Source organism: Pseudomonas sp. PDM20, assembly GCF_014852575.3.
GTDB lineage: Bacteria > Pseudomonadota > Gammaproteobacteria > Pseudomonadales > Pseudomonadaceae > Pseudomonas.
Genome location: NZ_CM181224.1, coordinates 3,286,756 through 3,311,579, shown reverse-complemented (window position 1 = coordinate 3,311,579; position 24,824 = coordinate 3,286,756). Strand labels below are relative to the sequence as shown.

19 protein-coding genes and 1 pseudogene are annotated in these 24,824 nt (G+C 64.9%); 6 read left to right on the top strand and 14 right to left on the bottom strand.

The annotated features are described in order from the left end of the window. Position 1 precedes the first annotated feature (1 nt). The 5 genes from IB261_RS15100 to IB261_RS15080 all read right to left on the bottom strand — a co-directional run bounded on the left by IB261_RS15100 (position 2) and on the right by IB261_RS15080 (position 6,360). The gene (locus IB261_RS15100; protein WP_192382470.1) at positions 2–1,984 is read right to left on the bottom strand and encodes an alpha-1,4-glucan--maltose-1-phosphate maltosyltransferase; all 1,983 of its coding nucleotides are present in this window, start codon (positions 1,982–1,984) and stop codon (positions 2–4) included. A gap of 120 nt (positions 1,985–2,104) precedes the next feature. Then, positions 2,105–2,965, bottom strand: a complete 861-nt coding sequence (gene ku / locus IB261_RS15095) for a non-homologous end joining protein Ku (RefSeq protein ID WP_081519911.1) — start codon at positions 2,963–2,965, stop codon at positions 2,105–2,107. Then, positions 2,953–3,219, bottom strand: coding sequence for a hypothetical protein (locus IB261_RS15090; RefSeq protein WP_081519910.1), 267 nt, complete (start codon positions 3,217–3,219; stop codon positions 2,953–2,955). The genes ku and IB261_RS15090 overlap by 13 nt, the downstream gene beginning before the upstream one ends. Beyond that, positions 3,209–3,727 (bottom strand): MgtC/SapB family protein, encoded by a 519-nt coding sequence (locus tag IB261_RS15085; RefSeq protein ID WP_081519909.1) that lies wholly within the window; start codon positions 3,725–3,727, stop codon positions 3,209–3,211. Before IB261_RS15085 ends, IB261_RS15090 begins: the two co-directional genes overlap by 11 nt. Positions 3,728–3,900: 173 nt before the next feature. Continuing rightward, positions 3,901–6,360 carry a glycogen/starch/alpha-glucan phosphorylase gene (locus IB261_RS15080; protein WP_192382469.1) on the bottom strand — a complete coding sequence of 820 codons (2,460 nt, stop codon included), beginning with the start codon at positions 6,358–6,360 and terminating at the stop codon, positions 3,901–3,903. A gap of 230 nt (positions 6,361–6,590) precedes the next feature. Here IB261_RS15080 and IB261_RS15075 point away from each other — a divergent pair, with 230 nt between their 5' ends. Beyond that, positions 6,591–6,968 (top strand): Rho termination factor N-terminal domain-containing protein, encoded by a 378-nt coding sequence (locus IB261_RS15075; RefSeq protein ID WP_192382468.1) that lies wholly within the window; start codon positions 6,591–6,593, stop codon positions 6,966–6,968. An 11-nt stretch (positions 6,969–6,979) separates the two neighbouring features. Here the strand turns inward: IB261_RS15075 and IB261_RS15070 are convergent, their stop codons facing one another. Together IB261_RS15070 and IB261_RS15065 are read right to left on the bottom strand one after the other, a co-directional pair. Further along, positions 6,980–7,837: an SDR family oxidoreductase gene (locus tag IB261_RS15070; RefSeq protein WP_081519906.1), complete on the bottom strand. Its 858-nt coding sequence runs from the start codon at positions 7,835–7,837 to the stop codon at positions 6,980–6,982. Positions 7,838–7,876: 39 nt separating this feature from the next. Beyond that, the gene (locus IB261_RS15065) at positions 7,877–8,053 is read right to left on the bottom strand and encodes a metallothionein (protein WP_151187083.1); all 177 of its coding nucleotides are present in this window, start codon (positions 8,051–8,053) and stop codon (positions 7,877–7,879) included. Positions 8,054–8,220: 167 nt separating this feature from the next. On the opposite strand from IB261_RS15065, the gene IB261_RS15060 reads away from it, so the two are divergent. Then, a complete protein-coding gene (locus tag IB261_RS15060; protein ID WP_192382467.1) occupies positions 8,221–8,733 on the top strand; it encodes a DUF4142 domain-containing protein in 513 nt (170 codons plus the stop codon). 10 nt (positions 8,734–8,743) lie between these two features. Here IB261_RS15060 and ligD read toward each other — a convergent pair whose 3' ends face one another. The 3 genes from ligD to IB261_RS15045 all read right to left on the bottom strand — a co-directional run bounded on the left by ligD (position 8,744) and on the right by IB261_RS15045 (position 12,984). Beyond that, on the bottom strand, positions 8,744–11,263 hold the full coding sequence (gene ligD / locus IB261_RS15055) for a DNA ligase D (RefSeq protein ID WP_192382466.1): 2,520 nt from the start codon (positions 11,261–11,263) through the stop codon (positions 8,744–8,746). A 3-nt stretch (positions 11,264–11,266) separates the two neighbouring features. After that, complete coding sequence (locus IB261_RS15050; RefSeq protein WP_192382465.1) at positions 11,267–11,725, bottom strand: phosphotransferase system, HPr-related protein; 459 nt, start codon at positions 11,723–11,725, stop codon at positions 11,267–11,269. Positions 11,726–11,844: 119 nt separating this feature from the next. Continuing rightward, a complete protein-coding gene (locus IB261_RS15045; RefSeq protein WP_192382464.1) occupies positions 11,845–12,984 on the bottom strand; it encodes a carboxylate-amine ligase in 1,140 nt (379 codons plus the stop codon). A 163-nt stretch (positions 12,985–13,147) separates the two neighbouring features. On the opposite strand from IB261_RS15045, the gene IB261_RS15040 reads away from it, so the two are divergent. Together IB261_RS15040 and IB261_RS15035 are read left to right on the top strand one after the other, a co-directional pair. After that, positions 13,148–14,521, top strand: a complete 1,374-nt coding sequence (locus IB261_RS15040) for an iron-containing redox enzyme family protein (RefSeq protein WP_192382463.1) — start codon at positions 13,148–13,150, stop codon at positions 14,519–14,521. Beyond that, entirely contained in the window at positions 14,518–15,468 is a 951-nt protein-coding gene (locus IB261_RS15035; protein ID WP_192382462.1) for a class I SAM-dependent methyltransferase, read from the top strand. The genes IB261_RS15040 and IB261_RS15035 overlap by 4 nt, the downstream gene beginning before the upstream one ends. A gap of 90 nt (positions 15,469–15,558) precedes the next feature. On the opposite strand, the gene katE is transcribed toward IB261_RS15035, so the two are convergent. After that, entirely contained in the window at positions 15,559–17,685 is a 2,127-nt protein-coding gene (katE, locus tag IB261_RS15030; RefSeq protein WP_494515524.1) for a catalase HPII, read from the bottom strand. 313 nt (positions 17,686–17,998) lie between these two features. Between katE and IB261_RS15025 the strand changes: the two genes are divergently transcribed. Beyond that, positions 17,999–18,514: a DUF4142 domain-containing protein gene (locus IB261_RS15025; protein WP_081519897.1), complete on the top strand. Its 516-nt coding sequence runs from the start codon at positions 17,999–18,001 to the stop codon at positions 18,512–18,514. A 187-nt stretch (positions 18,515–18,701) separates the two neighbouring features. Continuing rightward, positions 18,702–18,914, top strand: a pseudogene (locus tag IB261_RS15020) (hypothetical protein); the annotation flags it as partial. 277 nt (positions 18,915–19,191) lie between these two features. Here the strand turns inward: IB261_RS15020 and IB261_RS15015 are convergent. From IB261_RS15015 to epsC, 3 genes are all read right to left on the bottom strand, one after another. Continuing rightward, entirely contained in the window at positions 19,192–22,161 is a 2,970-nt protein-coding gene (locus IB261_RS15015; protein ID WP_192382460.1) for an autotransporter family protein, read from the bottom strand. A 316-nt stretch (positions 22,162–22,477) separates the two neighbouring features. After that, the gene (gene dapA / locus IB261_RS15010; RefSeq protein ID WP_192382459.1) at positions 22,478–23,344 is read right to left on the bottom strand and encodes a 4-hydroxy-tetrahydrodipicolinate synthase; all 867 of its coding nucleotides are present in this window, start codon (positions 23,342–23,344) and stop codon (positions 22,478–22,480) included. A gap of 341 nt (positions 23,345–23,685) precedes the next feature. After that, positions 23,686–24,639 (bottom strand): serine O-acetyltransferase EpsC, encoded by a 954-nt coding sequence (gene epsC / locus IB261_RS15005; protein ID WP_139791650.1) that lies wholly within the window; start codon positions 24,637–24,639, stop codon positions 23,686–23,688. Positions 24,640–24,824: the final 185 nt, after the last annotated feature.

The window sequence follows — 24,824 nt, the reverse complement described above, 5'->3', positions numbered from 1 at the left end:
GTCAGGTCTCGGGATGCAGGCGCCAGATGCCGAACGGCAGGTGCCAGGGCTCGATGCGCATCCACTGGCGCTTGCCGTGCCAGGTCCAGCGGTGGCCGTTCATCAGGTCCTCACCGCCCATGGACGCGTCATCGGGCAGGCCGAACTCCCAGAGCGGCAGCTCGAAGTCGGCTTCCTGGGCGTTGTCCGGGTCGAGGCTGACCGCGACCAGGATGAAGTTGGACAGGTCCGCGGTGCGCTTGCCGAACAGCAGGATGTTGTCGTTGAACGCGCGATAGGCCTGGAAGCCGAGGTGGCTGTGCAGCGCCGGGTTCTCGCGGCGGATGCGGTTGAGCCGGGTGATCTCGCCGACGATGTTGCCGTGGGCGTGGTAGTCGCGCTGGCGCAGCTGGTACTTCTCGGAATCGAAGTACTCCTCCTTGCCCGGCACCGGGTCCGCCTCGCACAGCTCGAAGCCCGAGTACATGCCCCACAGGCCCGACCCCATGGTCGCCAGCGCCGCCCGGATGAGAAAGCCGGTGCGCCCGGAGCGCTGCAGGAAATAGGGGTTGATGTCCGGCGTGTTGACGAAAAAGTTCGGCCGGTAGCAATCGCGCAGCGGCGATTGGTTGAGCTCGCTGAAGTACTCCTCCAGCTCCTGTTTGGTGTTGCGCCAGGTGAAGTAGGTGTAGCTCTGGCTGAAGCCCACCTTGCCCAGTCGCGCCATCATCGCCGGCCGGGTGAAGGCCTCGGCGAGGAAGATCACCTGCGGATGCTCGCGGCGCACTTCGGCGATCAGCCACTCCCAGAAGGGCAGCGGCTTGGTATGCGGGTTGTCGACGCGGAACAGGTTGACGCCCTGCTCCACCCAGCCCAGCACCACCTGCAGCAACCCCATCCACAGATCGGGTACGGCGTCCGGCGCATAGAAGTCGACGTTGACGATGTCCTCGTATTTCTTTGGCGGGTTCTCCGCGTGGCGGATGGTCCCGTCGGCGCGCCAGCTGAACCAGCCGGGATGTTCGCGCAGCCAGGGGTGGTCCGGCGAGCACTGGATGGCGAAGTCCAGGGCGACTTCCAGGCCGTGTTCGCGGGCGGCTCCCACCAGGTCGCGGAAATCTTCCAACGTGCCGAGCTGCGGATGCACGGCGTCATGGCCGCCCTCTTCGCTGCCGATGGCGTAGGGGCTGCCGGGGTCGTCCGGACCGGCCTGCAGGCTGTTGTTACGGCCCTTGCGGTGTTGGCGGCCGATGGGATGGATCGGCGGGAAATACAGGACGTCGAAGCCCATGGCGGCGATGTCCGGCAGGCGCCGGTGAACGTCGGCGAAGCTGCCGTGCTGGCCGGGCACGCTGCTTTCCGAGCGCGGGAACAGCTCGTACCAGCTGGCGAATTCGGCCAGTGGTCGCTCCACATCCAGTTCGAAAGTCAGGCTGCGGGTCAGGTACGGGCGGTGTTCTGCGCGCTGCATCACCTCCAGGGTACGCGGCGCCATGAGCAGGCCGAAGCGCGCCTCGCGCTCTTCGCTGCCCTGCAGTTCGCGCACGATCTGCGCCAGCTCCGATTCACAGTCCTCCGGCGCCGTCTGCACCACGTGCTGCAGCAGTTCGATGCCCTCGCGGAACTCCAGGTCCACCACCTGCCCAGCGGCGTATTTCTTCTCCAGCTCGTAGCGAAAGCTCGCGTAGCTGTCGATCCAGGCCAGCACGATGAATTCGGTGCGGCCAACCTGGGTCGGGGTGATCTGCGCTTCCCAGTGGTCATTGCCCAGCGCCAGCAGCGGTGTCTTCTGCCACGGCTGGCCCTTGCCTTCGCGCCAGGCGACTTCGGCACCGAGCTTGTCGTGGCCATCACTGAAGATGCGCGCATGGATGCGCGACGTGCGGTGGCTGATGGCCTTGGCAGCAAAACGACCGCTTTCCAGGCGTGGCTGCACGTCCTCGATGACGATGCGCGGCTCATTGGCGGCGGCCTCGGCCCGGCTGGCCGGATTTTCCCGTTCCATTGCGGCGCCCTCCTCGCGGCGGTGCGCGCTCCGTGGCGCGCTCGTGGTGGATTGGCGAGCTACAGGGGTTGGGAACGACGCTGCGGCGGCAAGTTCAGGCTAATTGCGCCAGTGGTTGGCTCAGGAGGTCTTGCGCTTGGGCGCGGGCTTGCTGGTTGCGCTCTTCTTCGCCGGCGCACTGGCCGTCGAGCGCCGCTTCCCGTCGCCCTTGAGGCTGCGTTTGAGCAGCTCGGTGAGGTCGATGATGTCCGCACCTTCGCCACTTTTCGCTTCCGCTTGCGGGACGCTCTCCAGTTGTCCCTTGGCGGCCTTCTGCTCCACCAGGCGGTGGATTTCCTCACTGAAGCGGTCTTCGTAGTCCGCCGGTGTCCAGTGGCCGGACATGTCCTTGACCAACCGCTCGGCCATTTCCGTTTCGCGCTTGTCCAGCTTCACCTTGTCCAGCGCCAGGCCCAGCTCGTCCACCTCGCGCACGTCCGCCGGCCAGCGCAGGGTCATCAGCAGGATGGCTTCGCCTTCCTCGCGCAACATCGCCAGGTGTTGGCGGCTGTGCATCACCAACTGGCAGACGGCGGCCTTGCCGGTCTTCTTCAGGGTGTCGCGCAGCAGCACGTAGACCTTTTCGCCGCGCTTCTCCGGCGTGAGGTAGTACGGCGAGTCGTAGAACGGCACGGGGATTTCCTCGATGTCGATGAAGCTGAGGATGTCGATGCTCTGGGTCGCCTCCGGGCGTGCGGCGCGGATTTCCTCCTCGCTGATGACCACATAGCGGCCTTTCTCCAGTTCCACGCCCTTGACGATGTGTTCCCTGGGTACCTCCTTGCCGGTGATCTTGTTCACCCGCTTGTAGCCAACCGGCTCCAGACTGCGCTCGTCGAGCCAGTCGAAATCGGTGCCGCTGGAGCGCGAGGCGCTGTTGAGCGCTACCGGGATGTGCACCAGGCCGAAGCTGATGGCGCCTTTCCAGATCACACGGGCCATGGGCAGTCCTCCTGCAGGGGCACGCCGTCGTCGAAGTGCACGCGGCCCTCGCCGTCGATGTCGCGTACCCGTGCGAGCATCCGGCGCGCCGCTGCTTCGGCTTCCGACGTGTTTCGGCTGCCGGGGGCATAGACCCACAGCACCTCCACCGCGGCGCCCTCGCGGATGACCTGGTATTCGATCAGCCCGCTATAGCGGCCGTTTTCGAACATGGCGTCGGTCCAGGCGCAGGCCTGGGCGAATTCACGGAACATCGCGGTCCTCTCTCGACTCGTGAGGGGCATGTTTATGGTTGCGCTCCAGCCAGCGCGGCAGGCAGTGCAGCACCAGCAGCGCCAGCAGCGTGCCGAGCACCGCCGTGGCCGAATGCCCGAGCCCGACGCTGATACCGATGGCCGTACTCAGCCAGAGCCCGGCGGCGGTGGTCAGGCCCTTCACTTCGGAGACCTGGCTGCCCTTGAGAATGGTGCCGGCGCAGAGGAAGCCGATCCCCGCGGCGATGCCCTGGATGACCCGGCTGACGGCATCGGCCTGCGCGCCGCCTTCCCGGATCGCCATCACGAACAGTGCCGCACCCAGGGTCACCAGCATATGCGTGCGCAGGCCGGCGGCCTTGCCCTGGCTCTCGCGCTCATAGCCCACCACACCACCCAGCACCACGGCGAGGCTCAGGCGCAGCGAGGCGCGGGTGATCTGCTCGACTTCGCTGAGGTCGGAGAACTCGGCCACCAGCGTCAGCCAGATTCGCTCCAGTGTGTCCATGTCCGGCTCTTGTTGAAGCCCTGATAAGAGTCCAGACCCGGACGAACGCCATTTGGTTTGCTTGATTTCGCCTGCAACCGCTGACCGCCCGGCAGAAAGTCAGCGCTTCCTCCGCGGCAAGCCCCGCGTCTTCGTAGCCAGGGCTTGCCGGCTGTCGCTGTGTCGCGAGCGGTTCACTCCCCGCCGACGGGCACCTGCCAGATGTCCTGGGCGTACTCGCGAATGGTCCTGTCCGAGGAAAACCAGCCGACTCGTGCGGTATTGAGCATCGAGGCTTTCCACCAGCGCGACGGCTTTCGCCAAAGCTGCTCCACGCGCTCCTGCGCGTCCCAGTAGGCGTCAAAGTCCGGGCAGACCATGAAGCGGTCGTCATGGCGCAGGCTGTCGATCAACGCGGTATAGCGCTGTGGGTCGTCCGGCGAGAACACGCCGCTGCTGACCGCCATAAGCGCCTCCTGGAGACGCGGCGAATCGGCGATCTCGTTGTGCATGGCCAGCTCCCCCGCCCGTTTGCGAGCCTCCACCTGCTGCGCCTTGAGGCCGAAGATGAACATGTTCTCCGGGCCGATACGCTCGCACATCTCGACGTTGGCGCCATCCAGGGTGCCGATGGTCAGCGCGCCGTTGAGGGCGAACTTCATGTTGCTGGTGCCTGACGCCTCCAGGCCCGCCGTGGATATCTGCTCGGACAGGTCCGCCGCCGGAATGATGGATTCGGCCAGGCTGACGTTGTAGTTGGGGATGAACACCACCTTGAGCAGCCCGCGCACGGTGGGGTCGGCATTGACCGTGCGGCTGATGTCGTTGGCCAGCTTGATGATCAGTTTGGCCAGCACATAACTGGGGGCGGCCTTGCCGGCGAATATCTTCACCCTGGGCACGCGTTCGGTGGTCGGGTCGTTGCGGATGTCCTGGTACAGCGCCACGGTGTGCAACAGGTTGAGCAATTGACGCTTGTACTCGTGGATGCGCTTGACGTGCACGTCGAACAGCGCGTCCGGGTCGACACGCAGGCCCAGGCGCTCCTCGATAAGCACGGCCAGGCGCTGTTTGGCGTTGCGCCGCTGCTGGGCGAAGCGCTGGCGCACGGCGGACTTCTCGGCGTGGGCCGCCAGGTCGCGCAAGCGGCTCTCGGGGTTGTCCAGGACGTCGTCACCGAGGGTGTCGACCAGCAGTTCGGTCAGTTCGGGGTTGGTCTGGAACAGCCAGCGGCGGAAGGTCACGCCGTTGGTCTTGTTGCTGATGCGATTCGGGTACAACCGGTGCAGGTCACGGAACACCGTCTCGCGCATCAGTTCGGTGTGCAGTGCAGAGACACCATTGACGCTGTGCGATCCAAGAAATGCCAGGTTGCCCATGCGCACGCGGCGGCCGTGGTCCTCCTCGATCAGCGAGACCGACCGCAGCAGGGCGAAGTCGTGGATGTCCTTGGCGCGCAGGGCGTCGATATGGAAGGCATTGATCAGGTAGATGATCTGCATGTGCCGGGGCAACAGGCGCTCCATCAGCCCCACCGGCCAGGATTCCAGCGCCTCGGGCAGCAGCGTGTGATTGGTGTAGGACAGGGTCGCCACGGTCAGCTCCCAGGCGTCGCTCCAGTCCAGCCCGCGCTCGTCCAGCAGCAGGCGCATCAGCTCGGCCACGGCGATGGCCGGGTGGGTGTCGTTGAGCTGGATGGCGACCCGCTCGGGCAGGCCGTACACGTCCTCGCCCTTGCCCAGGTGGCGCTGCATCAGGTCCTGCAGGGAGGCAGCGACGAAGAAGTACTCCTGGCGCAGGCGCAGCTCCTGTCCGGCCTCGGTGCTGTCCGCCGGGTAGAGCACGCGGGAGATGCTTTCCGCGCGCACGGTGTCGGCCACTGCCCCCAGGTGATCACCGGCGTTGAAGCGGTCGAGCTTAAGGGTTTCCTCGGCGCGGGCACGCCACAGGCGCAAGGTGTTCACGCTGGCAGTGCGCCAGCCCACCACCGGCATGTCATAGGCGACCGCGCGAACGCGCTCTACCGGCTCCCAACGCTGGCGCTCGACACCATTGGCGTCCGGCTCGCTGTAGACGCTGCCGCCAAAGCCGACGCTGTAGGCGGATTCGGGACGCTCGAATTCCCAGGGGTTGCCGAAGTCCAGCCAGGTTTCGGTGTGCTCCTGCTGCCAGCCATCGCCGATCACCTGCTTGAACAGCCCGTGCTCGTAGCGGATGCCGTAGCCGTGGGCGGGGATGTCCAGCGTCGCCATGCTTTCCATGAAGCACGCTGCCAGCCTGCCGAGGCCTCCATTGCCCAGTGCCGCGTCTGGCTCCAGCAGGCGGATGCGTTCCAGGTCCACGCCCAGTTCCGACAGTGCCTGGCGTGCCACCTCGAGCAGCCCGAGGTTGCTCAGGTTTTCGATCAGCAGACGGCCGATGAGGAACTCCAGGGAGAGGTAGTACACGTGCTTGCGCGCGCTTCGATCGATGGCGCGGGTGGTTTCTTCCCAGTTGTCCACCTGGTACTTGCTCGTGGCCAGAGCCACCGCTTCGAACCAGTCATGGTCAAAGGCGTCGGCCGGGTCCTTGCCGACCGCATAGCGCAAGCGGGTGAGCACGGCGTGCTTGAAGATCTCGACTGCCGACTGATCGGGAATGCTGTCCAGGGCCATTGCCGTCTCCTGCTTCTGTCGGTGACTGATTGCCGATGGCGCACGAGGCGCCCCAGTGCATCTGTCCGCGAGGGAAACGCTGAGTTCAGACCTTTTCCTCCACCGGCATGGCCCGCTCATCAGAAACGCCGAACGATCGGCGACGAGCGGTTTCTCCCCACTGTGGCCCGCGCTGGCGGGCCGGGCGCTCGAAGAGCGTGCACTGACGCATCAGCCAAGGGAGAACAGCCATGCCACGGGGCGATAAAGACAAGTACACCGACAAGCAGAAGCGCAAGGCCGAACACATCGAGGAAAGCTACGAGAGCCGTGGCGTCCCCAAGGACGAGGCAGAAGCCCGAGCCTGGGCAACCGTGAACAAGCAGTCCGGCGGCGGCGAACGCAGCGGTGGCTCGGGCCGGAACAAGAGCGCACCGGCCAAGGCCGCCGCGCGGCGCAGCTCGGCCAAGCGCGCGGTAGCCACCAAGCAAGGCGTGCCGCGGCCTGACCAACCGCTGGAATCCATGACCAAGGCCGAATTGCTCAACCGCGCCCGGACCCGGCACATCGCCGGTCGTTCGAGCATGCGCAAGCAGCAGCTGATCGAGGCCTTGCGAAGCGCGGCCTGATCTCCTGCGGCTCAGCCGTTGACCACCGTCCCGCCGTTGACGTGCAGCACCTGCCCGCTGACATAGGAGGAATCGCTGCTGGCGAGGTAGACATAGGCCGGGGCCAGTTCTTCGGGCTGTCCTGGTCTCCCCATCGGCGTGTTGGTGCCGAAGGTCGCGACTTCCTCGGCATCGAAGGTCGAAGGAATCAGCGGTGTCCAGATCGGTCCCGGTGCCACCGCGTTGACGCGGATGCCGCGCCTGACCAGGTTCATCGCCAGCGAGCGGGTGAACGAGGTGATCGCGCCCTTGGTGGATGAGTAATCGATCAGTTTCGGGTTGCCCTTGTAGGCGGTGATCGAGGTGGTGTTGACGATGGTGCTGCCCTCGCCCATCAGCGGCAGCACCGCCTTGGTCAGCTGGAACATGCCGAAGATGTTGGTGCGGAACGTCCGCTCCCACTGCTGCTGCGTAATGTCTTCCAGGCACTCCTGGGGATGCTGTTCCCCCGCATTGTTCACCAGTATGTCCAGACGTCCCCAGCGCTCCTCGACGCGGCGCGCCACTTCCGCGCAGAAGCCCGCATCGGCGACATCACCGGACATCTCCAGGCATTGCTGGCCGAGGGATTCGATGATCTGGCAGGTCTTGAGCGCGTCCTCGGATTCGTCGAGGTACAGCAACACCACATCGGCGCGCTCACGGGCGAATGTCACCGCGACGGCACGACCAATGCCGCTGTCGCCACCGGTCACGATGGCGACCTTGCCGGCCAGCTTGGCAGCAGCACGGTACTCGCCGGAGACGAACTCCGGCTGCGGGCGCATCTGTTCCTCCAGGCCCGGCTGCTGGTCCTGGTGTTGTGGTGGCAGGGTTTCGGTCTCGCTCATGGGGTTCTCCTTCGATGCACCAGGGCATCTCGGATGGGTTCAACCACGCGGCGGCTTTTGCTGTCCGCAATGGCAGTGCGTGTCCTGACAGTGTTTTTCGCCATCCGGATGGCCGTCGGCGCAGGCCTGGCAACAGTAGGCACGGCCTTCGCGGTACACGGCCGTGGCTCCCAGGCTGCAGGAACAGCCGGGGCAGGAGCAGCGTTGTTCATTCATGGCTTGGTTACTCCAGCAGTGATCGACTCACTGGGTAGGCCGATGCCGGGGAGCTTGGTTCAGGCTTTTTCACCAATGGTTCAGGCCGCCGACCGGCTTTTCTGAACCGTGCGCCCAGGGCTGCGTCCACTGCGGTAGTCGCAAAGCCAGAAGAAGGAGAAATTCCCATGTCGACTCCCCTCGCCTCCTCTTACCTGCGCTGGTTGTTGCTGAGCTTCGCAGTGCTCGCCGGCAGCAGCTTTGCAGAGGGCAAGGCCGATGAATCAGCTTTCATCTCCGCCGCCCTGACCAACAGCCAGCAGCAGCTCGCTCGCGCCCAGCAGGCCATCCGCTACGGCAAGACCCTGGCGGTGCGCGACCAGGCCCAGGGCGTGCTGGACGAACATTCGGCGATGCTCCGCGACCTGCAGACCCTGGCGCAGAAAAAAGGCGTGCCGGCGCAGAGCGACGCCCCGCTGAAGCCGGAAAACAGTCAGGCGCCGCTCACCGCCAGTGACCGCTTCGATCATGACTATGCGGTGGCGCAGCTGCGATCGAGCAAGGAAGCGGTGACCTCCTTCGATCGCATGAGCAAGGAAGCCGCCGATTCGGATCTGCAAGGCTTCGCCCGTCTCTGGCTGCCGATGCTTTATCACCAACGCGAGCTGGCGGACCAGCTGGTGGCGTCGCAGGCTCCCTGAGCCGCAGTCTTCAGCCTTCCAGTTGTTCGATCATCCGGCGAGTCAGGCGCTGCCTGGTGTTGGCCCAGCCTGCCCACGGATCGGCTGCCGCCAGCCGCTCGTCGATGTTGGCAACCGTCCACTGATTCGCCGCCTTGAGCGTGGCAAGCTCATCGCGACGAACCGGTACGGACACCGGCAAGCCCTCCCGCGCCCGCACCGACCAGACGCAGACCGTGCTGGCGCCCCGAGTGTTGCGCAGATAGTCGATGAAGATTTTCCCGACGCGGTTCTTCGGCCCGGAAACGGCACTGAAACGATCGGGCATCAGCTTGGCCATATGCCGGCTGATGGCATGGGCGAAGTCCTTCACCTCGTCCCAGCTGTGACGCCGCTGCAGGGGGACGAGGATGTGCATGCCCTTGCCGCCGCTGGTCTTCAGGTACGCCGAGAGTCCGAGCTCATCCAGCAGCGTCAGGGCCAGCTGCGTCGCCTCGATCATCCGCTGCCAGGGCAGTGACGGGTCCGGGTCGAGATCCAGGACGAAGCGGTCAGGCTTCTCCAGATCATCCAGGGTGGCGTTCCAGGTATGCAGTTCCAGAGCGCTCATCTGCGCAGCGCCCACCAGTCCCCTGGCCGTGGCGATCCGCAGCAGCGGCGCATGGCCCGGATCGAGTTTCGGATCGAGCGGCTGCGCGCCTGGGATTTCCGTGCGCGAGGCATGGCGCTGGAAGAACTGCTCGCCACCGACACCGTCCGGTACGCGCACCAGCGACACCGGGCGGTCAGCCAGCCAGGGCAGCAGGCGCTCGGCGGCCTTTTCGTAGTAATGCGCCACGTCGATCTTGCGCAGTTGGCTGGCAGGGTCGATCACCCGGTCGGGATGGGTGATGGTCACGCCCTGCAGGGTGTTGCCCGGTGTTCCCTTCGCAGTCTTTGTTTCAGCGCCCTGTGCGGCCTTTTTCGGTTTTTCCTCGACGATGGCCTGCACCGGCTTGTCACTGCGCAGGCCCTGGAATACCGCCTGGCGCACCAGCCCCTCGCGGGTCATTTCGGCAAAGGCGACTTCGCACAACAGCGACGGGCGCAGCCAGGTCACGCCCCTGGCGTCCGCGCCCTTGGGCGCGGCCTTCAGCGGGCAGGTCTTGCGCTGTAGAGGTTTGAGCTGCTGATGGAGGGCTTCGAGGCTCGCTGCGCTGAAACCGGTTCCGACCTTGCCGGCGTAGCGCAGCGCGCCATCCTCGTCATGCAGGCCGAGCAGCAAGGCACCGAAGTGCGAGCGCGAGCCTTTGGGCTCGCTGAAACCGACAATGACGAATTCCTGCCGGCGCTTGCACTTGAGCTTGATCCAGTCGTGCGAACGCTTCTCGGAATAAGGGCTGCCGGCACGCTTGCCGATCAGGCCTTCCAGGCCGAGACGACAGGCGCTGTCGAGGATGCTGCGCGGGTCGTCGGTGAAGTCTTCCGAGTAGCGCAACGCTTCATTGTCATTGCCGCGCAGGACCTGCTGTAGCGCCTGGCGGCGTTCCTCCAGCGGCTTGCTGCGATAATCCGAGCCGTCCAGCCAGAGCAGGTCGAACAGGGTGTAGTGGATCGGCGCGGAGACATTGGCATCGAAGGCGTTCTGCAAGCGCTGGAAGTCCGGGCGCCCCTCCTCGTCCATCACCAGTATCTCGCCGTCCAGCCAGGCGGACTGTACCTCGAGCGCTGCCAGAGCCTTGCTCAGCTCCGGTAGTTTTTTCGACCAGTCGTGGCCGTTTCGCGTCATCAGGCGCACCTTGCCTCCATCGAGGCGAGCGAGGATGCGGTAGCCGTCGATCTTGATCTCGTAGCGCCAATCGCCGGGAGGCGGTGCGTCCACCAGCGTGGCGAGTTGCGGGGAAATGGCGTCGGGGAGCGTGGCTTTGCGGGTTGTCGGGGTCTGCTTGGCCGACCTGGCCCGTTTGGGAGGCGTCCTCTTCGCCCCGGAAGACTCGCTGGGCAGCGATTGCCCGGTCACGACGCTCAGCGGCTCCTCGGCCAGGATGTCGAAGCGCGGATAATCCCGCGCCTGGTCGTCGCGTCCCTTAATCAGGAACCATTGCGGCTGGCGACCCGCCATACGGGTTCGCACCAGGTTCCAGCTGCCGGCGAGCTTGCTGCCTTCCAGGCGAAACTTCAGGTGGCCGCTCTGCATGCCCTCGTGGGGATCGCCGATGGGCGTCCAGCGGCCTTCGTCCCAGACGATCACGTCGCCTGCGCCGTAGTGTCCTTCGGGGATGTGCCCCTCGAAGCGCGCGTAATCCAGCGGATGGTCTTCCACCTCGATGGCCAGGCGCTTCACGCTGGGGTCCAGGCACGGGCCCTTGGGCACTGCCCAGCTTTTCAGCACCCCATCCAGCTCCAGGCGAAAGTCATAGTGCAAGTGGCTGGCGTCGTGCTTCTGCACCACGAAGGCATACTCCCCGGCATGGCTGCCCGGCGCTTCACCACTGGGTTCCGGGGTGCCGCTGAAGTCACGCTTGCGGGCGTACTCCTTCAGGGTCTGATTCGAGATGGCGGCGCGGGCCATGGGTCATTGCTCCTCATCGGGGTCGGAGTCATCCCAGGGTTTGCCGTCCAACGGACGCACGCGGCCTTCCTCCGCCTCATCCAGGCCGATGCCACCGCCAATCTCGCTTTCGCGGCGAATGTGCAGTTGCTTGTCCACCGGTGCGCTGTCGCCCGGCTCCAGCGGCGATTCGGTACCGTCCTCGTCGATCAGGGTTTCCGGGGCCAGATCGTCCATGCTCACGCCATCTTCCACGGCGCTGTCGCCCAGGGTCTCGCCACCGGTCTGGCCCATCTCGCGGCGGCGCTGCGCAGGAAACTCGCGCTCCACCTCTTCGGGCGAACGCTCGTCGCCGATGCGTCCTTCGGGAGCCTTCTCGAAATCCAGCTCGCGCACGCTGCCCATGCGGTCTTGGGTGTCGTCGATCTCGATGTGCTGCGGGTTGGGTTCTTTCTTCGCGGAGTTCTTGGCGGAACTGGTCATGGCGCTGCCTCCAGGGCTGAATGGTCCTGTGTGCGTTCAGGCCGGTTGAGCCGGCGCATAGCGCTGGAGTTCAGGTTTTCTGCTGGGAGGATCGGCAAGGACGGCAAGCCATCCGCCCGTCAGCCACCCGCTACTGCACCGGCCGCCAACCGGTTCTCCGCCAGCAGATGGTGCACCACCGCAACCAGCGCAGCCGCATCGGTTTGCCCCTTGCCACGCGCCGATTGGTAGGCCATGCGCTGCCGATCCGCGCTATTGCCTCCCTCGATGATCCTGGCGGCATGGGTGAACAGCCGCTGGCTTTCGTCGTCCCGCCAGTCTTCCACGGCTGTCTCCGCTCGCTGGAGCCAATCCTGCGCACTGACCACCTGATCGCCTTCCACCAGAAAGTGCCCCGCGCAGCCATGCCGCCGAGCCTGCCAGAAGTTCTCCGCCAGCAAGGCTCGCTGCCAGTTCGGCTCTTCAGGTTCGTGTGCCTCCCGCGCCTGGCTGACCAGCAGACGGAACAGGCCGGCGATGCACAGCGCATCGTCGATCCGCGGACAGGCGTCGGGGATGCGCAGCTCCAGGGTCGGGTAATGCGCCGAGGGCCGCAGGAACCACCAGGCGTGACCGGGCTCGTGCATCAGGCCGTACTGCAGGAGCAACGCGATGTAGCGTCGCCACTGCGACTCATCGGTGAATTGCGCGGGTGGCCCCATGCGCGGCCACTCCCCGCAGAGCGACTGGCGATAGCTGACCAGCCCTGTGTCACGCCCGCCCCAGAACGGCGATGACGCACTCAGGGCGAGCAGCAGCGGCATCCAGGGCAGTACACGGTTCATCACGCGTACACGGTCGATGCCGCGCACCTCCACATGCACATGCAGACCGCAGAGCAGGCTTTGCCGCGCCACCACGCCCGCCTCGTCGAACAAGCGCTGGTAGCGCGCGCGGAATGCAGGGGGCTGAGAGTGCGGATGGGTGAAGGGATGGGCAGCGACGCAGAGGGTTTCCAGTCCGTGGGAACGGGATATCGCGCGCAATCGGCGGCGGCGGTCGCTCAGAAACGCGGCTGCCTCGTCGAGCTGGCGCAGGACCGGGCTGACCAGTTCGTACTGGCACTGGAAGATTTCCTCCGCGACCTCCTCGCCCAGTACGCCACGGCAGGCATGGGAAAAGCCCAGTGGCACGTCGCGAGCGAGGTCCAGGCTGGCGGGATCGAGCAGGAAGAACTCCTCCTCGATGCCGAAACGGGGCAACGCGGGGCGTGCTGGCATGGCGGACCTCGCGGTATGGCAGTCATGGCTGGGACGCGCCGTCGCCGGTGGCGTTCAGTCTTTCGGCCCTTCGCCCCCTGCGCTTGGGCGTTTACTTGAAACCTTTGTTCGCCCGCTCACTCGCAAGAGAAAGCGTCCCGATTTTTCCAACGAGGAGCCCCGCATGACGCCACCCGCCTCCCGGAATGCTGTCGCCTCGTACCGCGAGCACTGCTCCATCCGCGATCTCTATCAGTCCCTGCTGCGCACTCCGCAGGACTGCCTGGAGCGTGCAGCCACGCTTCTTGATACGCAGCTGGACCTGCAGGCTGCCCACGACGACGAGCTGCCCGCCGACCCGCAACGCTGGGACAGTTGGCTGTCCAACCGCGCCGAACGCAGCGCACAGGGCTATGCCACCTACCTGAGCGAGCGCCGGGAAGGCGCACCGCGTCGGCACTTCGCCAACCGCGCCCATGCCCTGCACTTCCTCCAGGCCATCGCTCCCACCAAGCGGGTAGACGGCGCCTGGCTCTACGGTGTGCTCGACCACTGGAGCGACACGCGCCTGCTGCCGCTGGTACATACCTGCCTGGAAGAGCTGGGCCACGGTATCCCCGCGCGCAACCACGTGCTGGTGTACCAGCGCCTGCTGGACAGCCTGGGTTGCGATGCCCCGCCCGACCTGAGCGATGCGCATTACCTGCAAGGCACCCTGCAGCTGGCGCTGGGCTATCTGTCCGACGACTACCTACCCGAAGTGCTGGGCTACAACCTGGGATACGAGCTGCCGCCGCTGCACCTGATGATCACCAGTTGCGAACTGCGCGAGCTGGGTATCGACCCGGAGTACTTCCGCCTGCACGTGACCATCGACAACGCTGCCACCGGTCACGGTCGCAAGGCATTGCAAGCACTGGAAGCCAACCTGCCGCAGCTGGCCGATCGCGGCGCTTTCCTGCGCCGCGTGCACGCCGGTTACCGACTCAACGACGCGGGACTATCCAACCAACAGCTGCTCGATGGTTTCGACCTGGGAACCGAAGTGGTCGCCATGCTTGAGCGCAAGCGGCCCTTCGCCAGGCAGATGCACGATGACCGTGCACGCATTGGCGGGCGCACGGTGAACCAGTGGATGGCCGGCCCCGGGCGCATGGGCGAATTTCTTGCTGCGTTGCAGCAACTCGGCTGGATCAGGCGCCACCAGGACCCCGCCAACAGTCGTCTCTGGGGCCTGATCTCCGGAGACAGCGCGGCCATGTTCGGTGTGTTCAATCCCTACGAGCGGCAGCTGCTGCACGACTGGATCGCCGGCAACTGGAGCGAGCCTGCGCAACGCAATCCCTGGGGCGGTAGCGAGAAAGCCAGCGCCGCCCCACCGTCGGCACGCTCGGAGTTCGCCACCGAGGAGCGCGCCCTGCTCAACGAGCTGTCCACGCTTTCGCCGCGCAGCCGCATGCATCGCCTGGTCGCTCTCATGGCCCCGCACCGCCACTGGACACCAGCCGGGCTGCTGGCCACGCGCATCTACACCGACAAACTGGGGATCGAACCATGACTACATTCTTCGACTCGCGCCTGGAGACTTTGATCACCCTGGGGCAGGAGTTGCAGGCGCAAGACTACCGTTTCACCACGGTCACCCCCGCGACCCACGCGCGCGTCAACGCCCGGCCGGAAAACCAGCTGGCCGGCGATCTGCAGGGCGTGTTCGGCTGGAGCCGGCTGTTCCCCGACGCGCTAGTCAGCGAGCGCATGCTCGCCCTGCTGGAAACCGGCGGACTGCTGCAGCGCCAGGACAGTCAATGGCGCAGCGCGGTGCGCTGGTCGAGCCTGGACGACCAGCTGTTCGCTCACTCCGCCTACCCCACGGTGGAGACCGATGCGGTGTTCTTCGGCCCGGACACCTACCGTTTCGCCCACGCGCTGCACCAGTATTTCCAGAGTGGTGAGGCCGGCAACGTGCGCCGCGCCGTGGATATCGGCTGCGGTGCCGGCCCCGGCGCCATCCTCATCGCCCAGGCCTTCCCGGAGGCAGAAGTCACCGCCGTGGACATCAATCCGCGCGCCCTGGACTTCACCCGTGCCAACGCCTATCTCGCCGGCATCGATGACCTGCAGATTCGCCAGAGCAACCTGCTGGAGCGCATCGAGGGGCAGTTCGACCTGATAGTCGCCAACCCGCCGTACCTGCTCGATCCGGACGAGCGCACCTACCGCCATGGTGGCGGAGCATTTGGCGCAGGCCTGTCATTGCGCATCGTCGAAACCGCGCTGCAACGCCTGAACATCGGCGGCTCCCTGCTGCTCTATACCGGCGCCGCGGTGGTCAACGGCGAGGCGCCCCTGCGCCGACAGCTGGACGCATTACTGATCGATCGTCCGGTGAGCTGGCACTACGAGGAGATGGACCCGGATGTGTTCGGCGAGGAGCTGGACAGCTCGGCCTACCAGCAGGCTGAGCGGATTGCGGCAGTGACGCTGACGGTAAAACGGCTGGGCTGATCTTTTAGCAGGGCGGATAACGCTGCCGGCGTTATTCACCCTGCATTCTGACCTGCAGGAGCGGGACACGACCGCTCCTGCAGGGCCAACTCAAGCCGGAATCTTCGTCACCTGCGCCTCCCTCGCCCAGATGCGGTGCAGCTTCAGCGCCTTCTCGAAAGCCGCGAACACATCCGCTGCCGTGCGCCCCTGGACGATGCCCTCGTCAGGCGACAGACCGAGTTGGCCCGGTAATGCCTGCGCATCGCCGCAGAAGGCCAGCGGCTTGAGGTGCTTGTAGGCTTCCAGCAGGTAATGCAGCGCACGCCCGTCACCGCCGATCTGCTGGGTCGCCTTGGCGCCGCCGGGGACATACACCGCATCGAAGGCCACTGACGGCAAGCCATCCCAACTGGCGTCTGGAGTCAGCCATGCACCACCTTCCGCCTTCACCGGCGAAGTGCTCGGACCGATCAGCTTGCCGGCAGCTCCTGCCTTCTCGAGCGCATCTTTCAAGTCGCGCACATCACGCTCGCTGACGCCATCGGCGATCAGGATCGCCACCTTGCGGGAGCGGATATCCCCGGCCAGCAAGTTGGCCTGGCTCAGCGCCGGTGACGGCTTGGGCTGGGGCACCCTGGCTGCCTTGTGGGTGACTTTCACGCCGATCTGGCTGGCGACTTTCTCCGCGAGTTCCGGGCAGATATTGGCGAGGATTTCGTTTACCTCGCGCTCACGGATCGGCATCCGTTCCACCTTGGACAGCTCGAACACATAGGCCGAAGCGACATGCCCCTGCTCCGCCTCGCTGAGGCTGTGATAGAACAGCGCCGCCTGGGTGAAGTGGTCGGCAAAGGAATCGGCACGCACCCGCACCTTGGCGCCTGTCATCGGCTCGTGGTAGCTGGTGAAACCGCCCTGGCGCGCGGCTGGCGGCGTCTCCTTCGGCCAGCCGTCATCGATGGAGTTCGGCTCATAGGCCGCGCGGCCCTTGTGCAGCATGTGCTGGTGCAGGCCGTCGCGCTGGTTGTTGTGAAACGGGCATAGCGGCTGGTTGATCGGGATCTGGTTGAAGTTCGGGCCGCCCAGGCGCAGCAGTTGGGTATCGGTGTAGGAAAACAGTCGGCCCTGCAGCAGCGGGTCGTTACTGAAGTCGATACCGGGCACGATATGGCCGGGGTGGAACGCGGCCTGCTCGGTCTCGGCGAAGAAGTTGTCCGGGTTGCGGTTGAGCACCATGCGCCCGAGCAGCTTCACCGGCACCCGTTCCTCGGGCACCAGCTTGGTTGGGTCGAGCAGGTCGAAGTCGAACTGGTCTGCATCGGCCTCGGGGATGACCTGCACGCCCAGTTCCCATTCGGGGTAATCGCCCCTCTCGATGTCGTCCCACAGTGTGCGGCGGTGGAAGTCCGGGTCCTTGCCGGCAAGCTTCTGCGCCTCGTCCCAGAGCAGCGAACAGACGCCGGATTTCGGCCGCCAGTGGAATTTCACCAGCGAACTGTCGCCAGCCGCATTGATCAGGCGGAAGGTGTGCACGCCAAAGCCCTGGATGTGCCGCAGCGAGATGGGAATCGCCCGGTCCGACATGGCCCACATCACCATGTGCGCCGACTCCGGAGTCAGCGAGACGAAGTCCCAGAAGGTGTCGTGGGCCGAGCCGCCGGTGGGCATCTCGTTGTGCGGTTCGGGCTTCACCGCGTGGACGAAGTCGGGGAACTTGATGGCGTCCTGGATGAAGAACACCGGCATGTTGTTGCCCACCAGATCGTAGTTCCCCTCGTCGGTGTAGAACTTCACGGCAAAGCCGCGCACGTCGCGCACGGTGTCCGCGGAGCCACGTGGGCCCTGTACGGTGGAGAAGCGCACGAATACCGGCGTCTGCTTGCCGGCCTTGCCCAGAAACGACGCCTTGGTGAGCGAGCTCCAGTCCTCGTACGACTCGAAGAAACCATGAGCCGCCGCACCGCGGGCGTGGACGATGCGCTCGGGAATCCGCTCGTGGTCGAAGTGGGTGATCTTCTCCCGCAGGATGAAGTCTTCCAGCAGCGAAGGGCCGCGTTCGCCGGCGCGCAGGCTGTTCTGGTTGTCGGCGATACGCACATCGGTGTTGGTGGTCAGCGCCTCGCCAGTCGCGTCTTCACGGTAGCGCTCCAGGGCTTCCAGTTTTTCATTGGTGTTGCCCCGATCGATAGTCTCGGTGCCCGCCAAGCGGCTCTTCTTTGCAGTGGGTTTGGCCACGGTAGAGTCCTCCTCATCAGGATTCGAATCAGCGCGCGGCATGAAAGGACAGCCGCGTCGGGATCTACCTGATGGGACAGACCTGCCTCTGAGAGTTCACATATTCGCTCGACCTGCACCGAGAGCGACCGCCTTCGTCCTCGCCTGCGGCCCCTGCAACCGCTGACCGCCCGTCCCACGCGACAAACTGCTCTTCGAGCGGCCAATCCATCCGCTCGCGACCGTTCATCCCCAGCACTGAACGCTCCCCGGCCAGGCTCGTCATCCGGACATGCCCCTGCTCGCGGGGCCTCATCCGACCAGAGGAATCACCATGAACATGACAGGCCATCTGCGAAACGGACTACTGTGCGCCCTCTTCCTAGTCGCCGCCCCGGTGATGGCGGAACAGAAGTCCGCACAGGACCAGCATTTCGTCAGCGAAGCGTCAGCCGCCGGCATGGCGGAGATCGACGCAGCAAAACTGGCGCTGAAGAAGAGCCAGTCTGCCGATGTGAAAACCTTCGCACAGCACATCATCGACGATCATGAAAAGGCCAATGCCACGCTGAAGTCGCTCGCCGCAAAGCACCAGCTGCAACTTGCCGACAGCGCCAGCCTGACCAGCCAGGCAAAGGCCAAGGTGCTCGACGTGCGCGAGGAGTCCTTCGACGCAGCCTATGCCAACAATCAGGTCAGCGCTCACGAGGAAGCGGTGAAGGTCTTCACCGACGCAGCCAACCATGCCGCCGACGCGGACATCAAGAACTTCGCCCAGCAGACCCTGCCCGTGCTCCAGCAGCACCTGGAGATGGCCCGGGATCTGGTCAAGGCGCACCCCTCCAGTTAAGCCAGGGAGCGAATCTTCCCCCTCGCTTATCGTTCAGCGTGCAGCTGACCCCGAGGGTTCAGCTGCACCGCAGAACTCCACCGCTTCTCGCCACGGCCCACCATATGAGAACGACCATTTCTTAACAGCCGACAGGCGAATATCGCCGCCACTCTCGGATTGATAGATAAGAGCGGCGTTTGATGAAATTGTGCGGAGCCTCGCCGACCATCCTGCTGGCGATCGGAGCGCGGCGTTGCTGGGCGCGGAATCGACACAGGCGGCTTCGGATGACGACGGCATCGTGGTCTACGATGCCCAGCACGAGTCGCTGACCAAAGCCTGGAGCGAAGGCTTTACCCAGGACAGAGGGACCAAGGTGACCTTGCGCAAAGGCGACGATATCGAGCTGGGCAACCAGACACGTCCTCAGTCCCAGCCGAGTTTCGCCCCGTAGGCTCTCCTCCACGCCACCCAGTTGCCGCGAAGGAGACGCCTCGCCATGAATCCCGGTATGAGCTGAACAAGGTCCCGGAGGCCACGCTGGCCTTCCGGGTCAACAAGATCATGTCCACCACCGTGGTGTGATGCTGTTCAGCGCCCTCCTCGCCGCTTTTTCGCAGCGTGGAAGCTCGGCGTGGATGCCGTGCCGAGCTTCTGGGTCACCTACATCCTCACCCGCCTCTTCGGCGCCTCGCTTACCACATCACCCGCACGCCGACCTTGGCGCCGACCGAGTGGCTGTCGCCGAAGTCCTGCAGGCTGGTGCGGCCCAGCAGTTCGCCGAAGAGCATGGAACGGTCGTCGTCCCAGTTCAGCGATGCGCCGACACCCAGGCCGGCCCACAGCGCCTGTTCCTCACTCTTCACATGCAGGTCCGACACGTTGGCCGAAGTCCCGTTGGCGAAGTCGTAGTACAGGTTGGTGATGCCGTAGAGGTGCGAGCGGCTGGTCTTGCCGTTGCTGGCGGTCCACTGGGTTTCGCGGTCCAGGGATACGCCCAGGCGCGAGACCAGGCTGTCGCCGTTGTCGTCGGAGACCTTGGCGTCGTAGTCGTCGCGGAACGAGTCGAAGCTCACCTGCGACCAGCTCAGCTGGGCCTGCGGCGTCACCGACCAGGTCTGGTTCAGCGCCACGCGATGGCCGACTTCAACGCCAACGGCCACACCGTTGCCACGGTTGCCGTTCTCCAGCTTCTTGCCCAACTGCGAAGAGCGCAGGTCGCTGTCGTACCAGCTGACAGTCGCCTGGCCGTCCACATAGGTGCCGTCGTTGCCGTACCAGGTGGCCGCGCCGCCGAAGCCGTAGCCGGTCACGTCTATGGAGCCATCGCCGTACTTCGAGGTCACGCTGGAGTTGGCGGTGCCGTAATGCAGAGTCGGGCCGACGACCAGGGTGCCGGCGTCGCTCTCATAGACCGGTGCGTCGAAGCCGGCTTCGAACTTCCACAGGTGCACGTCGTAGTTGGCGCTGCTGGTGCTGGACGATGGATCGATCTGCGAATCGGAGCCCTCTGCCCTCACCCACGCACCGCGACCGATGGCAGGCCGGCCATCTTTCGCTTCGCTTTGCAGCTCGGCGTCCGGCTGCCAGTAGCGGTTGCCGACGCGCTGCTGCAAGGTGCCAAGTTCGTTGAAGCGCTGCAGGACGCTGGAGTAGCTCTCGTACAGGGCAACTGTCGGCGCCAGCAGCGGTCCGGACGGCGGCGTCACCGGAGGAACTACGGGCGGTGTCACCGGAGGCGTTACTGGCGGAGTCACGGGTGGCTCGACAGGCGGAGTCACGGGCGGAGTCACGGGAGGAGTAACCGGTGGAGTGACCGGCGCATCCAGCGAGGAACGCAGGTACCAGCCGCCGTCATTGGAGGCCGTCACGCCGTTCTGGTACAGGCGATAGGCGTAGGCGCCCGCCACGACAGCCGGCTGGCCCTGATAGGTGTAGTTGCCAGCGAGGGTGAACAGGCCGTTGGACAGGCCCTGGACGTCGATCAGCTTGATGCCTTCCACGGTCGGTGCGCCCAGCCCGCCGACGTTGGTGACCCGGATGGTACCAGTGCCGGAGGTATCGCCGGTGATCACCAGGCGGCCAGTCGCCGAGCTGTCGTCGCCCAGCACGGTGTTGACGGCCACCACGCCGCCATTGCCGATGTAGTCGCCATCGATGGTCAGCACGCCGGAACCGCCGCCCGGGGTGATAGTGCCACTGTTGCTGACGTTGCCGATCACAGTGCCGCTGCCGGACAGGGTGCCCAGGGCATTCACTGTCACCGGGCTGGTGATCGAGCCGTCGATGGCCAGGGTGCCGAGGTTGACGGTGGTCGGGCCGGTGTAGGTGTAGACGTCGGTCAGGAGCGTAGTGCCGCTGCCGTTCTGCGCCACGCCACCCGCACCGGTGATCTGCCGGTTGAAGGTATAGGTGTCGCTGCGGTTGAAGGCGAAGGTGGCGCCGCTGTCGACGACTACATCGCCGGCGAGGGTGCCGCTGGTGCCGCCGTTGCCGAGCTGCAGGGTGCCCTGCTGTACGTTCCAGGGGGCAGTGACAGTACTGTCGCCGATCAGCGACCAGGTGCTGCTGCCGGTTTTCTGGAAGATATCGAAGTTCTGATACTGCGCACCGAGGCTGGATACGTCGAACTGGTCATCGAGGTTCCCGCCCAGGCGGAAGATATCGGCGGTATTGGTCGCGCTGGCGATTACATTGCCGCGAATGTCCGAGCCTGCCTGCAGCTCCAGCGTCGAAAGGCCGGCGCCGGTGGCGAACTCGACGGCGTTGGCATAACCGCTGCCCGCATTGATACGCCCGGAGTTGACGATGGTGAGGTTGCCGGTGGGCCTGAACATGTAGATCGCCGCAGCACCGTCACCGGCCTCGATCAGCCCGGAGTTGGTGATCGTGCTGGTGCCCTGTGTGAGGCGGATGCCCATGCCGCCGGTACCGCCGTTCAGAGCGGCTCCGCCGCGGATGATGCCCTGGTTGATGATACTGGTGCCGACCGACACTCCATTGAAAACCCCTGCGGCAGACACGCCGCCGTCGCTGGTCCCGCCAACGATGACGCCGCTACCGGAGTTCACCAGGTTGGAAGCGGTGCTCGCCAGCGAGACCCCCGAACCCAGGCCGGTGCTGGACGCATTGAAATTGGTCGCAGCGCCGCCGGTGATCGTGCCGTTGTTGGTGAGCGTCGCTCTGGTCGAAACGGCGAGGCCGGTATTGCCGGAGACGTTGCTGCCAATGCCCTGGCCGCCGGTCACCGTGCCGTTATTGACGAACACGCCATTGCCAACGGCGAGGCCATATCCCGGCGTGGTTGCACTCGCCGCGCCGACGTAGGTGCCTTCGAAGGTGTAGTTCGAATTGATCGGAATGGTGCTGTAGATACTGGTCAGCACGAAACCCTGGGTATCGATGGTGATGGACTTCGTCGTGACAAGGGTCGCGCCAGTGAAGGAAAAGCTGGCGGTCAGGTTGATCGTGGAGCTGCTGTCGGCGTCGGCGTTGGCGGCGACGACCGCTGCCTGCAACTCGCTCTGGTTGGAGGCGGTATAGACCCCTGCACGGGCAACCTGGGGAGCCAGGTTCGCTGCGACGAGGGCAAGAGTGATTGCAGAAAGTTGAGGCGCACGCACGCAAGTGCGCTGCATTCCATGGCGCTTATAGGAGGACTTCATGTGATCCCGCTCGGTGTGTTTTATTTGTTACAGGGTTGAAGCGGCGGCGAGCTTAGATCACGGCTTGATCGGGAGATACGAACGGTTAACAGCGGGGGGATTTAATGTTGTCAGCAGAACTCAATATTTATCAAACACCCGTCATTACTGGGTTTTCTGCGAATTTCCGGCACGCCGGTACTGGGACGATCGTAACGCGTTACGCGGAAATCGCTCGATTTAAGGTAACGCGTTACCAGGCGTATTCTTGTAGCTTATCCTGTACAGAATCCGCGCAGACATTAGAGCCGGAGCACCGGGTGCGTGCCGGCAGCGCCTAGTCGGCCAAGTCCTCCAGCACGCTTTTCAGGCGCTCCAGCGTTGTCGGCGTGCAAGCCTGCATCGGTTCGCGCACCTCGTTGGCGATCAACCCCTGGAGCGCCAGCGCACCTTTCACGGCAGCAGGATTGGGCTCGGCGAAAGCCGCCTGCATCCACGGCAACAGCCGGTAGAACGTACCTCGCGCGGAGATCAGGTCGCCCTCTTCCATCTGCCGGAACATCCGCACGTAGAGATCGGCGCGCACATGGGAAGAAGCCGAGATGGCGCCGGCGCCGCCCAGGCAGAGGTTGGTGTAGATCTGCAGGTCTTCGCCGGTGAGCACCTCAACCTGGCCGTCCGCAATCAACGCCAGGGTGGTTTCCACATCGCCCGCGCAATCCTTGATCGCCACGATGTTCGGATGGCGCACGATACGACGCAGCGTCTCGCGCTCGATGCGCGCGCCGGTGCGGTAGGGAATGTCGTAGAGCACCACCGGGACGCTGGCGGCGTCGGCCACGGTGCGGAAGAACGCCTCCAACCCGGCCTGGGATGGGCGGATGTAGTACGGCGCCGGCACCAGCACGCCCGCCACCGGGCGGCGCTGAATGTCCTGCAGGAAGGTCAGCAGCTCGCGCTGATTGTTGCCTGCCAGCCCCATGATCACCTGCTGCGCGGGCACCCACTGCAACACGGCATCGAGCACTTCCAGCTGTTCTTCATGGCTCAGCGCGGCCGCCTCGCCCGTGGTGCCGCAGACCACAAAGCCCGCGACGCCCTGTTCCAGCAATTGCGTCACCAGCCCCTGCAGCGCCGGATAGTCCACCGCACCATCACGAAAGGGAGTGACCAGTGCCACCCAGATTCCACGAAAATTCGACATGCAAAAACTCCTGTTGGCTGACCGTCGGGTCGCCGTCAGGGAGGGATGCGGGAATCAAGCGGGAGGGAGGTTCGACCTTGCGCCTTGTGTCCTGTCAGCCCATCTGACGGGACAGCGCCCCGGTCAAATGAGCGACTGTTTCTTCGATTTCTTGGCAACGACAACGCACGCGCAGGCCCGGGCAAGGAAGCCCGAAGCGGAGAGCGAGTGGTTGAAGATGGAGAACATGGAGCTCTCTTACCCAATATCAGGTTGCGCGAAATGTCTGACGGATACTGCTGAAGGAGCGGGAGAGCTGTCAACTCCCCCGCTTCGCTTTGCGTGTCCGCAGGTAGTGCCGGTCAGTCCTTTCCGCAACGGCTCTCATCGTGCTGCAGGCTGGCCTGACTGACCTGGCTGCCCGGCGGAACGCTGCGGGTCAGCCAGACGTTGCCGCCGATGGTCGAGCCCTTGCCGATGGTTACGCGGCCGAGAATGGTGGCGCCGGCGTAGATCACCACTTCGTCCTCGACGATCGGGTGACGCGGTTCGCCCTTGTGCAGTTGGCCGGTTTCGTCGGAGGTAAAGCGCTTCGCACCCAGGGTCACGGCCTGATAGATGCGCACCTGTTTGCCGATGATCGCCGTTTCTCCGATCACCACACCGGTGCCATGGTCGATGAAGAAGCTGCTGCCGATCTGCGCGCCAGGGTGGATGTCGATGCCGGTCGCCGAGTGCGCCAGCTCCGAGATGATCCGCGCCAGCAGCGGCAGGCCGGCGTTGTACAGATGATGCGCGAGACGGTGGTGAATGATCGCCACCACGCCCGGATAGCACAGCAGTACCTCGTCAACGCTGCGTGCTGCAGGATCGCCCTGGTAAGCGGCCATCACGTCGGCATCGAGCAGCCTGCGCATCTCCGGCAGCGCGCGTGCGAAGTCGCGCACCAGCACCACGGCATGCTCATCGACCCGGCCGTCCACCACATCACCGCGCTGCCGCGCGCTGTAGCGCAGCTCCAGCCGGGCCTGTACCAGCAGCGCATTCAGCGCGGCGTCCAGGGTATGGCCGACGAAGAAGTCCTCGCTCTCTTCGCGCAGGTCGTTCGGACCAAGGCGCATGGGGAACAGCGCGCTGGCCAGGCGCTCCACCACTTCCTCGATAGACTGGCGCGAAGGCAGTTCGCGACCGCCCTGCTCCGGGTGGCGGCCCGTGCGGCTGCGCCATTCATTGCGCGCGCCACGCAGGTCCTCGACGATCTGCGCCAGTTGCCAGTTCACCGGGCCATTCTCGTTCAGTCGATTGGCGTCGTTCATCGCTTGCTGTGTTCCTTGATTCACGGGGGCTTTCAATCACGATTGCCTATCCTGATCGGTCGCGCCGCGCAGGACAAATCGCCGGAAGGCATAACCTAATGTCTTTTTCGTAGGACAGAAGTGTTTCTGTAGCAACAGCGAATCAACAGTGATGTTGCTGCGGCAACACCCTTTTGCCATCAGAG